Origin of the sequence: Kitasatospora sp. NPDC096128 (assembly GCF_040303105.1) — a bacterium.
Lineage (GTDB): Bacteria > Actinomycetota > Actinomycetes > Streptomycetales > Streptomycetaceae > Kitasatospora.
In genome coordinates, this window is record NZ_JBEOSP010000006.1 from 242,506 (window position 1) to 256,556 (window position 14,051).

Consider the following 14,051-nt stretch of genomic DNA (forward strand, 5'->3'; position numbering starts at 1 on the left):
GCTCACCGGCCCCCCGCCGGGGGCCGGTGAGCGACGCCGTTGGGGCCCGTCTTCGAACTCCCGCAGGCGGGGGTTCGAAGACAGGTCCCTGATGCCTTAGTTCTTCTCGTTGAGCCGCTTGGCGATCTCGTCGTCGTACTTCTTCGCGGTGGCCGCGTAGTCGCCGCCCTGGAGGGCCGCGGTCAGGAAGTCCTTGATCGGGTTCGGCTTGTTCTCGACGCTGGCCCAGTTCGGGGTGTTCGGGGTGATCCCGCCGACCGCGGTGGCGGTCTGGGCGGCCTTGGCGAAGTCACCGGTGAGCTGGCTGTTCAGGGCCGGCTTGTTCGGGATGTTGCCGGCCGCGGCGACCAGGCCCTCGTTCTTGTCGTTGAGGGCGATCTTCAGGAAGTCCTTCGCCATGGCGGTGTTCTTGCTCTGCGCGGCGATCGCGAGGTTCGAGCCGCCGATGAAGACGCCGGAGGGCTTGTCGGCGGTCTTGCCCGGGAGCGGGAAGAAGCCGATCTTGTCCTTCGGCAGGTCCTTGGCGTCCGGGAGCTCCCAGCCGAGGGCGATCATGGTGCCGACGTTGCCCTTGGCGAAGACGTCCTTCTGCTGCGGGGTCGCCTCGTCCTTGTCCTTCGGGCCGGTGAGCGAGTGGCTCTGCAGCGTCTTGTAGGTCTCGAAGGCCTTCTGCGCCTCGGGGGACTCCAGGCCGCCGACCCACTTGCCGCCCTCCTGCTTGGCGATCTTGCCGCCCTCGCCGGTGAGCAGACCGAAGTAGGTGTACCACTCCTGGCCGGGCAGGTAGATCGGGTCGACGACGCCCGGGGTGGCCTTCAGCTTGTCCAGGTCGGCGTAGAACTCGTCCAGGGTCTTCGGCGCGTCGGTCAGGCCGGCGGCCTTCCAGAGGTCCTTGTTGTAGGCGACCACGCGGTTGGAGACCCACCACGGGGCGGCGTACTGCTTGCCGTCCAGCATCGCGGCCTCGTTCTGGTTGGCGGCCCAGCTGTCGCCGCCCAGCGCGGACTTGTCCTTGCTGATGTCCAGCAGACCGCCCGAGGCGGCGTAGCCGGCGGTCTGGGTGTTGCCCAGCTCCAGGACGTCGACCGAGCCCTCGGACAGCGCGGCGGTGACCTTCGGGCCGATGTCGGTCCACTCCTGGGTCTGGAAGTCGACCTTCGAACCCGGGTAGGTGGTCTCGAACTCGGTCTTGACCGCGTCGGTCCAGCCCTTGGGGGCGGAGCCGGTCATGGTCCACACCTTGAGCGTCTTGCCCTTGTACTTGTCGGCGGCCGAGGAGGAGGACGACGAGGAGTCGTCCTTCTTGCCGTCCGAGCTACAAGCCGCCAGGCCGACGACCATTGCTGCGACGCCGACCGCCGCGATGAGCTGACGCTTCACGCCATCCTCCTGAGGGATGCCTGGGTTCTACCCCCGTCGGGCGGCAGCGGCAGACCCACGCAAGGCGGGAGGAAAGGTGCCGCGGACCCCTTCGAACGGGTGGGGGGATTCATCGAAACCGGCCTAGTGGTGTAGACCAGATGCCTGGAGCTTGGCCTAGACCAATGGGCCTGTCAACGGCTGTCCGACGGATCTCGACCACCCGTTATCAAGCCGACACCGCACATCGTTCATCGCGTGATGAGGTATTCGTTCCGCAGCCATACATGCAACGATGTGGTCCGTTAACGATGTGGCGGGGCGGTAAAAGGCCCCGCGAGAAGCGGGAGAACAGGTCCGATGAGCAGCGACGGGGGATCCACCGCCCAGGTCAACGACCCCGAGGTGAAGAACCTCCCGACGCAGGCCGGCGTCGACCCGACCGCACGCGTCCCCAAGTACTACGGCCTCAAGCGCCACCTCCTCCAGCTCACCGAGACCCAGCCCGCGGGCACCCCGGTCCCGCCCGAGCGCGCGCTGGCCGCCCAGTTCGACACCTCGCGCACCACCGTGCGCCAGGCCCTCCAGGAACTGGTGGTCGAAGGCCGACTGGAGCGCATCCAGGGCAAGGGCACCTTCGTGGCCAAGCCCAAGGTCGCCCAGGCGCTGCAACTCACCTCCTACACGGAGGACATGCGCGCCCAGGGCCTGGAGCCCACCTCCCGGCTGATCGAGATCGGCTACATCACCGCCGACGACCGGCTCGCCCCGCTGCTCGACATCAAGCCCGGCGGCCGGGTCCTGCGGATCGAGCGGCTGCGGCTGGCCAACGGCGACCCGATGGCCATCGAGGTCGCCCACCTCTCCGCCAAGCGCTTCCCCGCCCTGCGGCGCAACCTCGCCAAGCACAACTCGCTGTACGCGGCGCTGCGCGAGGTCTACGGGGTCACCGTGGCCGAGGCCGAGGAGACCATCGAGACCACCCTCGCCAACCCGCGCGAGGCCGGCCTGCTCGGCTCCGACCTGGGCCTGCCGATGCTCCAGCTGTCCCGGCACTCCTTCGACGGGGACGGCGCCCCGGTCGAATGGGTGCGCTCCATCTACCGCGGCGACCGCTACAAGTTCATCACCCGGCTCAAGCGCCCCGAGTAGGCGCTCGGGGCGCGCGCCGGGCGCCCGCGCCCCGTACGGCCCCCACTGCTCACCACGGGCACCGGCGTGCGCGACCCGCGCGCCGGTGCCCGTTGTCGTCCCGAGCGGCGCGGAGGCGAGTGGAGGGGCACGCCCGTCCGGATGGCGGAAAGTTACGTCATATCGGGTGACATGGATCACCCCATGCTCTAGATTGCGCAGCCGTACTGACTGCCGATCACCGATGGTGCTGCCCGGCGGGCTCACGGGGGTGCCGGTCGCCCCGGGGCTGCGGCGCCGACGGGTGGAACCCTCCGGAGCGGAGCAGAAGATGCCGTCTGATCAAGCACCCAACGAAGCTGTCATGCCCGAGCCGGCCGGGAGTCCCGTCCCGGCCGTGACCCCCGAGCGGGTGCTCGCCGGACTCGCCCTGCTCGTGCCGATCGTCGCGATGCTCTGGGTCTCCTCCTACGACAAGGCCGACCCGGCGGTGGGCGGGATGCCGTTCTTCTACTGGTACCAGCTGCTCTGGGTGCCGGCGTCGGCCGTCTTCACGGTCGCCGCCTACCTGCTGATCAACCGGGACGAGAAGGCCCGCAAGGCGGCCCGGAACGGCGGTGCGCGATGAAGGACGTCAACGTGCCGGCCCTCGCGGTCTTCGTGCTGTTCTTCCTGCTGGTCACCGTGATGGGCTTCCTCGCCTCGCGCTGGCGCCGCGCCGACGACGCGGCCCACCTGGACGAGTGGGGCCTGGGCGGGCGCAGCTTCGGGACCTGGGTGACCTGGTTCCTGCTCGGCGGCGACCTCTACACCGCCTACACCTTCGTGGCCGTCCCGGCGGCGGTGTACGCGACCGGCGCGGCCGGCTTCTTCGCGGTGCCGTACACGATCATCGCCTATCCGCTGGTCTTCCTGTTCCTGCCCCGGCTCTGGTCGGTCTCCCGGGTGCACGGCTACGTGACCCCGGCCGACTTCGTCCGCGGCCGGTACGGCTCCCGGCCGCTGTCCCTGGTCGTCGCGCTGACCGGGATCCTGGCCACCATGCCGTACATCGCCCTGCAGCTGGTCGGCATCCAGGCGGTGCTGGACGTGCTCGGCCTCGGCGGCGGGGCGAACGCCAACTGGTTCGTCAAGGACCTGCCGCTGTTCCTCGCCTTCGGCGTGCTCGCCGCGTACACCTACTCCTCCGGGCTGCGCGCCCCGGCGCTGATCGCCTTCGTCAAGGACGCCCTGGTCTACATCGTGATCATCGTCGCGGTGATCTACATCCCGATCCGCCTGGGCGGCTACGGGCACATCTTCGAGGCGGCCAAGGAGCACTTCCAGCAGGCCAAGGCCGGCGGACTGACCCTCCCCGAGAACAAGCAGTGGACCTACGCCACGCTGGGGATCGGCTCGGCGATGGCGCTGTTCATGTACCCGCACTCGGTGACCGGCGTGCTGGCCTCCAAGTCCCGCAACACCGTGCGCCGCAACATGGCGATCATGCCCGCCTACTCGCTGATGCTCGGGCTGCTGGCGCTGCTCGGCTTCATGGCGATCGCGGCGGGCGTGGGCAGCGGCGTCAAGGGCTACAACTCCCAGCTGTCGGTGCCGCAGCTGTTCGCGAACATGTTCCCGGACTGGTTCACCGGCGTGGCCTTCGCCGCGATCGGGATCGGCGCTCTGGTGCCGGCCGCCATCATGTCCATCGCGGCGGCCAACCTGTTCACCCGCAACGTCTACAAGGAGTGGCTCAAGCCCGCCGCCACCCCGGCCGACGAGACCCGGGTCGCCAAGCTGGTCTCGCTGCTGGTCAAGGTCGGCGCGCTGGTCTTCGTGCTCGGCATGGACAAGCAGGCCGCGATCAACCTCCAGCTGCTGGGCGGCCTGTGGATCCTGCAGACCTTCGTGGCCATCGTCGGCGGCCTGTTCACCCGCTGGTTCCACCACTGGGCGCTGTTCGCCGGATGGGCGGCCGGCATGGGCTACGGCACCTGGAAGGCGTACGGGCTGGCCAGCCCGGCCACCAAGCACTTCGGCGGGAACGCGGCCGAGATCCCCGGCATCGGCGAGATCGGCTACATCGGCCTGACCGCCTTCGTGCTCAACCTGCTCGTCGCGGTGGTGCTCACCCTGGTGCTGCGGGCGGTCAAGGCGCCCGACGGCCCGGACGAGACCAAGCCCTCCGACTACAGCGCCGAGTCCGGCGAGGACGAGCGGGAGAACGCGCCGGAGCCCGTAGCGGCGCACTGATTGGCCGTGCGCGCGCCCTGTGATCGTGCCGCCTTCTCCGTGAACACTGGAGGAGGCGGCGCGATCATATGTATGAACAGGCGTGCACGCCGGGCACCACCAGACCGGACCGGCATCCGGCCGGAACCTGATCGACCCACGGGGAGCTCGCGGCCATGGCAGAACTCGGCACCACCCTCAACGGCCAACACCAGTCCACCCAGAGCCCGCACCAGACCACCCAGAGCCCGCACCACCACCACGTCACCACCCACCGCCCGGCGTCGGCCACCCGGCTGCCGTCCGTGCTGATCGCCACCCGGCACGGCGAGTCCACCGCCAACGTCGAGTTCCAGCTGGCCGAGGCCGCCGGCGCGCTCAGCGTCCCGATCAGCTGCCGCGACGCCGACATCCCGCTGTCCCTGCGCGGCCAGCAGCAGGCCCAGGCGCTCGGCCGCTGGTGGGCCGCGCTGCCCGGCACCGACCGCCCGCGCAGCGTCTGGTGCTCGCCGTACGTGCGCACCGCCGAGACCGCCCGGATCGCGCTCGCCCAGGCCGCCGGCCTCGGCGCCGTGCCCGTCACCCTGGCCGTCCGCTACGACGAGCGGCTGCGCGACCGCGAACTCGGCGTCCTGGAGATGCTGCCGAAGGCCGCCATCGAGGCCAAGCACCCGGAGGAGGCCGCCCGGCGGCGCAAGATGGGCGAGCTGTACTACCGCCCGCCCGGCGGCGAGTCCTGGGCCGACGTCGCCCTGCGGGTGCGCAGCCTGCTGCGGGACGTCTGCGAGGAGGAGGCCGGCCGGCCCGTCCTGCTGGTCGCGCACGACTGCACGGTGCTGATGCTGCGCTACGCGCTGGACCGGCTCACCGAGCAGCAGCTCACCGCGCTCGGGCCGGTGCACAACTGCTCCACCAGCCTGTGGCGGGCCCAGGACGGGCGGCTGCGGCCGGACCGCTGGAACGGCGTCGACCACCTGGCGCCCGAAGGAAACTGACCGTCGGTCAGTTCACCGCAGTCGCCGCCGGGCCGGCGAAGCCGCGCCGGTAGGCCAGCGGCGTGGTGCCCAGCCGGCGGCCGAAGTGGTGCCGCAGCGCCGCCGCGTTGCCGAAGCCGCAGCGGGCGGCGATCGCGTCCACCGGCTCGGTGGTGGACTCCAGCAGCCGCTGGGCCAGCAGCACCCGCTGCCCCACCAGCCAGCGGTGCGGGGTGGTGCCGGTCTCCTGCTGGAAGCGCCGGGCGAAGGTGCGCGGCGACATGTGCGCCCGGGCGGCCAGCTGCTCGACGCTCGCCTCCTGGTCCGGGTGGTGGCGCATCCAGTCCAGCAGCGGGGCCAGCGAGTCGCCGCCGCCCTCCGGCAGCGGGCGGTTCACGAACTGCGCCTGCCCGCCCTCCCGGTGCGGCGCGACCACCATCCGGCGGGCGATCGCCCGGGCCACCTCGGCGCCCTGCAGCTTGCGCACCAGGTGCAGGCAGGCGTCGATGCCGGCCGCCGTGCCGGCCGAGGTGATCACCGGGTCGTCGTCCACGTACAGGACGTCCGGCTCCACCACCGTCTCCGGGAAGCGCCCGGCCAGTTCGTCGCTGTGCCGCCAGTGGGTGGTGGAGCGGCGGCCGTCCAGCAGCCCGGCGGCGCCCAGCACGAAGGCGCCGCTGCAGATGGACAGCACCCGGCCGCCGCGCGCCACCACCCCGCGCAGCGCCGCCAGCAGCGGCTCCGGGTACTGGCCGCGGATGTCCGAGGCGGTGACCACCACCAGGTCCGCGTCGGCGAGCCGCTCCGGGCCGAACGGGACGTCCACCGCGAACCCGGAGTGGGTGGCGTGCGGCCCGGGGTGGGCTCCGGCCAGCGCGAAGTCGTACCCGGGCAGCCCGTCCGCAGTGCGGTCCAGGCCGAACACCTCGCAGGCGACGCCCAGTTCGAAGGGGTGGACCTCCTCCAGGACCACCGTGACCACGTTCCTCAGCATGCCGCCCAGGATGCCCCGCCCGGCCGGGCGCCGGGAAGGCCCCGGGTGGCAGGATTTCGAGGCAACCCGGCATTCCTGCCACTCGTGGGGCCCGGGGCCGCCCGGCCACAGTGGTGGCCATGGAACCCGGCACCCTCGCAAGCGCACTCGGCCTGGTCGGCGCCGTCGGCGGCTTCGGCCTGCTCGGCGGCCTGATCGGCCGCGAGCTCTCCCGCGGCCCCGCCGCCGGCCGCGACAACTACCACCGCCCCGGCGGCTACCCCGCCGACCCGCACCGCGCCGACCGGCTGCACGGCGCCCCGCCCACCGCCCCCGCAGCCCCCGCCTCCGACCGCACCGCGACCCCCGCTGACCTGCCGGTCCGCCCGACCCCCGGGCTCACCGCCGTACCGGCCTCCGGCACACTGGCCGGATGGACTACCTCATCCGCCACGCCCTCCCCCGGGACCTCGAAGACGCCGGCCGGATCACCGTCGAGGCCTTCGTCGGCGACGGCTACACCCAGCCCACGAGCGGCTACGTCGAGCTGCTCCGCGACGCCGAGCGGCGCTCCCGGGAGGCCGAGCTCCTGGTCGCCGTCGACGCGGCCGACGAACAGGTCCTCGGCTGCGTGACCTTCGCCGTCGGCGGCACCGAGTGGGCCGACATCGCCACCCCGCGGGAGGGCGAGATCCGGATGCTCGCCACCGCCGCCGCCTCCCGCGGCCGCGGCGTCGGCGAGGCCCTGGTCCGCGCCTCGGTCGCCCGCACCCGTGAACTCGGCCTGGCCGGCATGGCCTTCTCCACCCGCCCCGAGATGACCGCCGCCCACCGCGTCTACGAGCGGGTCGGCTTCCGCCGCACCCCCGAGCGCGACTGGGCGCCGTACCCGGGGATGGACCTGATGGTCTACAGCATGGCCTTCTGAACCACGGCCTTCCGGACCACGGTGTTCCACGGCCGCGCGTCCCGGGGCCGCGCGTCCCGGGCGCGCGTCACGGCTTCTTGTCGTACCCGGGCGCGACGTAGACCGTGTACTGGCCGTGGGCCCCGCTCTTCACCACGGTGGCCACCCGGTACCCGGCGGCCTTCAGGGTCGGCTGGACCTCCCGGTCGGTGGCGCCGGTCTGGGTGAAGTCCAGGACGACCACCTTCCACTCGTGCGCCGCGATCCCGGCCTGGATCGCGGGCACCCCGTTCTCCATCCGGCCGGTCCCCGGATCCCGGCGGAACACCGCCACCAGGTCGTGCCACTGCTGCCAGTTGCTCTGCTTGCGCAGGTAGTAGGCGGGGACGTTGTAGTTCTCCACCAGGTAGCGGTCGTCGCCCTTGACGACGTACGGCGCCAGCGCCTCCACGAACTCCTTCGAGTTCGACCACTCGCCGAACATCTCCCGGCCCTGGGCCGACCCGGTCCAGGCCAACGGGCCCACGACCAGCGCGGCCGCCACGATCCCGGCCGTGACGTGGAAGCGGCCCCGCAGCCACAGCACCGCGCGGGCCAGCAGCGCGCCCACCACGATGCACGAGAACCAGGCGCCGAAGTCCACGTGCTTCTGCAGCGACAGCCAGGTGTGGATGCGGATCTGGTTCACCGGCGCCAGCAGACCGGCCACCAGCAGCAGCGCGGCCAGCCAGAACTCCGTCCAGGCCGCACCCCCGGCGCGGCGCGCCCGCACCAGCTGGGCCAGCACCCCGACCAGCGCCACCACCAGCAGCGGGCCGACCCATCGGGCGGCCTCCCCCGCCACGTACGAGTAGGCGTCGTGGCCCGGGGCGCGCTGGAGCGTGGTGTGGTTGAAGCCGTCGACGTACCGTTGGCCGGCCGCCAGGGCCGCGGCGCCGACCGCGGCCACGAAGGTCAGCAGGAGCAGCAGGCCGCGCCGCCAGCGCGCCCAGGCCCGCACCGCGCCGCCCGACCCGGCCAGCACCGCGATCCCGCACACCACCGGCACCCACAGCAGCGCGGCGTACTTGGTCACCCCGGCCAGGGCCAGCAGCAGCCCCGAGCCCACCAGGCTCGGGTACCCGCCCCCGGTGGTCAGCCGGACCGCCAGGTAGCCCGACCAGGCGAGGATCGCCAGCGCCATCGCGTCGTAGGTGGCCAGGCCGCCCAGGAACTGCGTCGGGCCGAGCGCCGCGAAGGCCGCCGCCGCGCAGAAGGCCGCGAGCGAGCCGTACAGCCGCCGGGTCGCCAGGTGGACGGCCAGGGTCGCGGAGAGCATGAACGCCAGGCTGAGCAGCCGGGCGCCGTTCAGCCCGCCGGCGAAGTCCGCCAGGGCGACCACCACCGGGTAGATCAGCGGGGAGCCGGAGAAGAAGGTCTCGTACGTCGACACCGGGGTGCCGTGCCGCAGGTGGGCGATCTCCTGGTACCCGGAGTAGATGTAGGTGCCCTCGTCGATGAAGGCGGTGTTGCTGACGATCAGGTGGTACGAGAGCGCGCCCTGGACCAGCAGCACCGCCAGCAGCGGCAGCCAGTCGGCCCGCAGCGCCGGCCGCGGCGGGTGCGGCACCCGGCGCGGCCCCGGCTTGCGGCGCCGCCCGTCGGGCGCGGGCGCGGACGGCGCCGCGGCCGGGCGGTCCCGCTCGCCCACCGCCACGCCGCCGCCCGGTCGGACCCCGGCGGGGCCCAGGACGGGCTTGCGGGTGGACTCGGGCCGGATCCAGCGGCCGTCCGCGCTCATGAAGTACTGCTCCTATCTGGGGCTCTGCGTCCGGATGCGCCCGGGTCGGGCGCCACACGCTCCGGGGCGCGCGTCGGCCACCCCGCACCGCCGGGGCGGTACGGGGTGGCCGACTGGACGCTCACGGGGCCTCAGGCCCCGGGCCGGTTCAGCCGTTGAGCCAGGCGCCGGTCGGCGGGACCGACGGGGGCGAGCTCGGGCCCGCCACGATCTTGACGACGTCGGCCTCCGGCAGCACCTGGTCCCAGGTCTGGATGTCGGCCACCGCACCGTGCCAGGGGTCGGCCCACTGCCCGTTCGAGCTCAGCCGGCCGACCTGCAGGGTGTTGTTGCCCGACGGCTGCACCCCGGCCGACTTGGCCGAGGCCTGCGGAACGCCGTTGACGTACAGGGTGAGCGTCTGCGACGGGTCGTCGTACACCCCGGTCAGCAGCACCCACTGGTTGACCGTCGCGTCGGCCTTGGACCAGGCGATCGCCGAACCGCCGCCCGGCACCTGGACCTTGAAGTACCACTGGTCGTGCCCGTTGTTGTTGGCCCGGCCCAGCGAGTAGGCGTAGTACTGGCCGTCGCCCTGGCTGACCGCGCTGCGGTTGCCGTCCGGCTTGTCGACCAGCACCCGCGCGGAGACGGTGAAGCTCTTGCTCACGTCGACCACCTGGCCGGAGGTCGAGGCGAACGAGTCCGGGCCGCTGGGCAGCTTGAGGACCTGTCCGGAGAAGCCGCTCATGGTGCCCGGCTTGGCGTCCGCGCCCAGGTTCAGCTCCGGGCCCTTCTTGGCCGCCAGGGTGCCGACGGTCGGCGGGCTGGTGATGCCCTTGACCGGCGGGGCGCTGTTCGTGCCGGACGACGGGCCGGGCGCGGGGGTGCTCGCCGAGACGACCGGCCCCGGCTTCTTGTCGCTGTCCTTCTTGTACAGCCAGAAGCCCGCACCGGCGCCGGCCAGGACCACCACGGCGGTCGCCGCGCCGATCAGCTTGAGCCGGCGGCCGCGCTTGGCGGCCTTGTCGTTGCGCTCGGCCAGCGCCTCCCAGTCCGGCGTGCCGGACGAGGAGGCCGGCGGCGGGAAGCCGGGCTGCTGCTGCCACTGCGGCGCGGGCTGCGGCGGCTGGGCGGCTGCGGGCTGCGCCTGCTGCGGCGGGAACGGCTGCGGCTGGACGGGCTGCGCATGCGGCGGGAACGGCTGCGCCTGCACCGGAGCCGGCTGCGGCGCCACCGGGCCGGGCGCCACCGGCCCCGGCTGCACCGGACCTGGCTGCACCGGAGCCGCCCCACCGGGCTGCGGCACCGGGGGCACCGGCTGGGACGCCCGGGGCGTCGGCTGCTGCGGCGGCGGGACGGGCCCACCGGGCGGCGGCCCGAAGCCGGTCGCGGGGCCGAACGCACCGCTCGGAGACTGCGGTGGCACACCGGTGGCCGGAGCGGGCCCCCCGGCCGGTGCCTGCTGCGGTGGCGGGTAGGGCTGGCCCTCGCCACTCGGTACCGGTCGATCGCTCATGGCCGGAATGCTAGGGCATCGGCCCGACCACGCCCATGGGGGGTGCGCGGACGGAACCGCGGACGAATCCGCGGACGAGACGGCGGGCGAGACGGCGGACGAAACGTCAGCGCCGTCGCGGCCGCGGTCAGGCCCCCTCACCCGACCCCGTTGTACGGGATCCGCCAGCGCTGCGAGACCGAGTCCGTACACGCACGCAGCTGCGCCGCCGTCCCCTCCGCGAGCGCGCCGCCCGCGGTGCCCAGGCACAGGCCCGACTCCTGGTGCGTCAGCCGCCCGCCGGCGGCGGGCACCCAGCGCTGCCCCGGCCCGCCCGTGCACGCGGCCAGCGCGACCGAGGACCGGTCGGCGCCCGGCACCAGGCAGGACGCCCCCGCGCGCAGCGATCCGTCGTTGCCCACCGTCCAGTTGGTCGAGGAGCCCGGGTCGCCGCAGGCCCCGACGGTCACCGCGCCGCCGGCCGGGCCGGCCGGGCCGCCGCCGTGCCGCAGGCAGATCCCCGGCGCCCCGGCCGGGATCTCACCGACCGGCAGGCCGGCCCGGTTGTGGAAGGCGAAGGACTCGCTGCGCAGCCCGGTGCCGCCGCTCCACACCTCGAAGCCCGCCTGTACCCGGCACAGGTAGGAGCCCTTGGGGACGTACCCGCGGGCCATCGCGTCGGCGGTGAACAGCCGCAGGTCGAGGGCCCGGGTGGTGTGGGTGGGCGTGGTGCGCACGTAGCTGATCACGCTGTGCGGGCCGGTGATCGGCGCCTGGAACACGTTGTACGCGGCGTCCCCGAACTGCTGGGCGTCGGCGACCTTGTCCCCGGCCGGGCGCACGCTGTCGGTGGCGTCCAGCCAGACCATCAGCTCGGCGCTCTCCCCCGGCAGGCAGTTGTCCGGGGTGGAGCCGTACCAGAGGTCGAAGGACAGGTTGAAGGAGCCGTTCACCCGGCCGTTGGCGTCCCAGTCGGCGGTCGCGTCGCCGAGCGCGCTGACCGGGACTGGCAGGCCGCTCGCGCCGGGGGCGGTGGAGACGTTGGGGTAGGCGCCCGGGGCCAGCGGGTTCTTCGGCACGAAGTCGCGGGTTCCGGACACCGTGAAGCCGGTGTCGCCCACCGGGTCCACGCACACCGTGCCCGCGGTGTTCCACGGGTTGGGTTCGAGGATCTTCGACCCGCCGTCCAGGGCCAGCTTGGGGAAGGGGGTCTGCGGGGACGAGCACAGGCCCGCCGCCGAGGCACCGGCCGACGGCTGCTGCTCCACCGCCCCGACGTCGCCGCTGCACCCGGCCAGCAGCACGGCGACCGCACCGGACGCGGCGAGCGCCCGCAGTCTCCGCGCCGCGCGCGCGGCCGCACCGAACTCGATCTTCATCACGCTTTCCCCGAACCGTCCTCGCCCCCTGGGCGGCCAACCGTACACAAGTGCTCCACACGCACTCCCGTCGCATCACGATCGGAACTCGATATCGGTTCCGGATGGCCGACGGAAGAGGGGGGAGAGAACTCGCCGCAATCAGTCCCGTACGATCCTGGCGTCCCCCGCACAGCCCGACCGGGCAACGGCCGGCCTGCGGGGAGGGTTCGAATCAACACGGCTTCGGGGGAGTAGAGCACGTGACTGTCACCGAGAGCACGCGACTCGCGGGCAGCGGTCAACCACCCGTCTCCCGGCGCCGCAGCCGGCGCTCCCCGTCCGCCCGCAACCAGTGGGGCCTGCTGCCCCAGCCGCCGGACAACACCGAGAAGTACCTGTACGCCCGCACCCACCTGTGGGTGCTGACCTGCTTCTCCCTGATCAGCTTCGCCTGCATGGTGGCCAGCGAGATCGGCCTGTTCAAGGCGACGCCGTGGTTCCTGGTGTTCGCGCCGCCGCTCGCCTTCACCATCGTCTACTACCTGATATCCCGCTGGGTGCACGGCTTCAACGAGACCTTCGACCTCGCGGCGCACCGCTCCCTGGTCAAGTCCTGGCGGCCCGAGCGCTACCCGACCGTCGACGTGTTCCTGCCCGTCGCCGGCGAACCGATCGAGGTCCTGCACAACACCTGGACCCACGTCGCCCGGCTGCGCGACCAGTACCCGGGCGAGGTCACGCCGTACGTCCTCGACGACAGCAACAGCCCCCAGCTGGCGCAGATGGCCGTCGACTTCGAATTCGTCTACGGCACCCGCGACAAACTCGGCTGGTTCAAGAAGGCCGGGAACCTGCAGTTCGGATTCCGCAACTCCGACAGCGACTACATCCTCATCCTGGACGCCGACTTCGCGCCCCGGCCGGACCTGCTGGACGAGATGCTGCCCTACATGGCGGCCAACCCCCGCCTCGGCATCGTCCAGTCCCCGCAGTTCTTCCGCATCCTCGACTCGCAGAACTGGATCGAGCGCGGCGCGGGCGCCGTCCAGGAGCTGTTCTACCGGACCGTCCAGGTCTCCCGGCAGCGCAACGACGGCGCCATCTGCGTGGGCAGTTGCGCGATCTACCGGCGCGCCGCGCTGGAGGAGAACGGCGGCACCACGCTGATCGGCCACTCCGAGGACGTGCACACCGGCTTCGACCTGCGCAGCCTCGGCTGGGACCTGCAGTACATACCCGTCGCCCTGGCCACCGGGGTCTGCCCCGACAACGTCGGCGGCTTCTTCAACCAGCAGTACCGCTGGTGCACCGGCTCGATGAGCCTGCTCGGCAGCCGGAAGTTCTGGACCACCAAGCTGCGGCCGGTCACCCGCGCCTGCTACCTGTCCGGGTTCTTCTACTACATCCACACCGCGCTGTTCACCGTCGTCTCGCCGCTCGTCCCGATCGTCCTGCTGCTCACCCGCCCCGACCTGGTCCGCTGGCAGAACACCGCCCTGGTGCTGCCCGGCCTGCTCTACGCGACGGTCATCTTCCCGCTCTGGCACCGCAACCCCTACCGGCTGGAGGCCTGGGCCGCCCGCATGATGTACGGCTGGGCGCACGTCTTCGCCATCTGGGACATCGTGCGCCGCGAGCGGATGGCCTGGCAGCCGACCGGCTCCACCGGCGCCAAGAAGAACAAGACCCGGCGGTTCTGGATCGGCGTGATCGTCTGGGGCGGCGGGACCGCCCTGCTCTGGGTGGGCGTGAGCATCTGGCGGATGCTCACCATGGGCCCGCTGAACTTCGCCCTCGTCCTCGCCTCCGGGCTCTTCTACGCCACCATCGTCGGCCGGGTCCTGGTCCAGCCGCGCCCCACGGAAGCAGTGTGAT

General features: G+C 72.5%; 11 protein-coding genes. 6 read left to right on the top strand and 5 right to left on the bottom strand.

Annotated elements, in window-relative coordinates:
* Positions 1 to 96: 96 nt before the first annotated feature.
* The gene (locus ABTY61_RS09900) at positions 97 to 1,380 is read right to left on the bottom strand and encodes an extracellular solute-binding protein (protein WP_350504446.1); all 1,284 of its coding nucleotides are present in this window, start codon (positions 1,378 to 1,380) and stop codon (positions 97 to 99) included.
* Between the two features lie 339 nt (positions 1,381 to 1,719).
* Here ABTY61_RS09900 and ABTY61_RS09905 point away from each other — a divergent pair, with 339 nt between their 5' ends.
* The 4 genes from ABTY61_RS09905 (at position 1,720) to ABTY61_RS09920 (ending at position 5,699) form a co-directional block, all read left to right on the top strand.
* Positions 1,720 to 2,511, top strand: a complete 792-nt coding sequence (locus ABTY61_RS09905; protein ID WP_350504447.1) for a GntR family transcriptional regulator — start codon at positions 1,720 to 1,722, stop codon at positions 2,509 to 2,511.
* A 343-nt stretch (positions 2,512 to 2,854) separates the two neighbouring features.
* Entirely contained in the window at positions 2,855 to 3,118 is a 264-nt protein-coding gene (locus ABTY61_RS09910; RefSeq protein WP_350504448.1) for a DUF3311 domain-containing protein, read from the top strand.
* On the top strand, positions 3,115 to 4,725 hold the full coding sequence (gene mctP / locus ABTY61_RS09915) for a monocarboxylate uptake permease MctP (RefSeq protein ID WP_350504449.1): 1,611 nt from the start codon (positions 3,115 to 3,117) through the stop codon (positions 4,723 to 4,725). The genes ABTY61_RS09910 and mctP overlap by 4 nt, the downstream gene beginning before the upstream one ends.
* A gap of 155 nt (positions 4,726 to 4,880) precedes the next feature.
* Positions 4,881 to 5,699, top strand: coding sequence for a histidine phosphatase family protein (locus tag ABTY61_RS09920; protein WP_350504450.1), 819 nt, complete (start codon positions 4,881 to 4,883; stop codon positions 5,697 to 5,699).
* Positions 5,700 to 5,706: 7 nt separating this feature from the next.
* Here ABTY61_RS09920 and ABTY61_RS09925 read toward each other — a convergent pair whose 3' ends face one another.
* Positions 5,707 to 6,672, bottom strand: a complete 966-nt coding sequence (locus ABTY61_RS09925; RefSeq protein WP_350504451.1) for a helix-turn-helix domain-containing protein — start codon at positions 6,670 to 6,672, stop codon at positions 5,707 to 5,709.
* Between the two features lie 412 nt (positions 6,673 to 7,084).
* Here ABTY61_RS09925 and ABTY61_RS09930 point away from each other — a divergent pair, with 412 nt between their 5' ends.
* The gene (locus ABTY61_RS09930) at positions 7,085 to 7,579 is read left to right on the top strand and encodes a GNAT family N-acetyltransferase (RefSeq protein ID WP_350504452.1); all 495 of its coding nucleotides are present in this window, start codon (positions 7,085 to 7,087) and stop codon (positions 7,577 to 7,579) included.
* Positions 7,580 to 7,646: 67 nt separating this feature from the next.
* Here ABTY61_RS09930 and ABTY61_RS09935 read toward each other — a convergent pair whose 3' ends face one another.
* The 3 genes from ABTY61_RS09935 to ABTY61_RS09945 all read right to left on the bottom strand — a co-directional run bounded on the left by ABTY61_RS09935 (position 7,647) and on the right by ABTY61_RS09945 (position 12,194).
* Positions 7,647 to 9,338 (bottom strand): ArnT family glycosyltransferase, encoded by a 1,692-nt coding sequence (locus ABTY61_RS09935; protein ID WP_350504453.1) that lies wholly within the window; start codon positions 9,336 to 9,338, stop codon positions 7,647 to 7,649.
* A 148-nt stretch (positions 9,339 to 9,486) separates the two neighbouring features.
* Positions 9,487 to 10,836, bottom strand: coding sequence for a LamG-like jellyroll fold domain-containing protein (locus tag ABTY61_RS09940; RefSeq protein ID WP_350504454.1), 1,350 nt, complete (start codon positions 10,834 to 10,836; stop codon positions 9,487 to 9,489).
* Between the two features lie 137 nt (positions 10,837 to 10,973).
* On the bottom strand, positions 10,974 to 12,194 hold the full coding sequence (locus ABTY61_RS09945; protein WP_350504455.1) for a GH12 family glycosyl hydrolase domain-containing protein: 1,221 nt from the start codon (positions 12,192 to 12,194) through the stop codon (positions 10,974 to 10,976).
* A gap of 437 nt (positions 12,195 to 12,631) precedes the next feature.
* Here ABTY61_RS09945 and ABTY61_RS09950 point away from each other — a divergent pair, with 437 nt between their 5' ends.
* Positions 12,632 to 14,050, top strand: a complete 1,419-nt coding sequence (locus ABTY61_RS09950) for a glycosyltransferase family 2 protein (protein ID WP_350504498.1) — start codon at positions 12,632 to 12,634, stop codon at positions 14,048 to 14,050.
* Position 14,051: the final 1 nt, after the last annotated feature.

What these genes read in the sequence shown, in the direction of transcription:
- ABTY61_RS09950 (WP_350504498.1), top strand. Translation starts at nt 12,632, where the DNA reads ATGGTGGCCAGCGAGATCGGCCTGTTCAAGGCGACGCCGTGGTTCCTG.
- ABTY61_RS09935 (WP_350504453.1), bottom strand. Translation starts at nt 9,338, where the DNA reads ATGAGCGCGGACGGCCGCTGGATCCGGCCCGAGTCCACCCGCAAGCCC.
- ABTY61_RS09910 (WP_350504448.1), top strand. Translation starts at nt 2,855, where the DNA reads ATGCCCGAGCCGGCCGGGAGTCCCGTCCCGGCCGTGACCCCCGAGCGG.
- ABTY61_RS09925 (WP_350504451.1), bottom strand. Translation starts at nt 6,672, where the DNA reads ATGCTGAGGAACGTGGTCACGGTGGTCCTGGAGGAGGTCCACCCCTTC.
- ABTY61_RS09920 (WP_350504450.1), top strand. Translation starts at nt 4,881, where the DNA reads ATGGCAGAACTCGGCACCACCCTCAACGGCCAACACCAGTCCACCCAG.
- ABTY61_RS09930 (WP_350504452.1), top strand. Translation starts at nt 7,085, where the DNA reads ATGGACTACCTCATCCGCCACGCCCTCCCCCGGGACCTCGAAGACGCC.
- mctP (WP_350504449.1), top strand. Translation starts at nt 3,115, where the DNA reads ATGAAGGACGTCAACGTGCCGGCCCTCGCGGTCTTCGTGCTGTTCTTC.
- ABTY61_RS09905 (WP_350504447.1), top strand. Translation starts at nt 1,720, where the DNA reads ATGAGCAGCGACGGGGGATCCACCGCCCAGGTCAACGACCCCGAGGTG.
- ABTY61_RS09940 (WP_350504454.1), bottom strand. Translation starts at nt 10,836, where the DNA reads ATGAGCGATCGACCGGTACCGAGTGGCGAGGGCCAGCCCTACCCGCCA.
- ABTY61_RS09945 (WP_350504455.1), bottom strand. Translation starts at nt 12,194, where the DNA reads ATGAAGATCGAGTTCGGTGCGGCCGCGCGCGCGGCGCGGAGACTGCGG.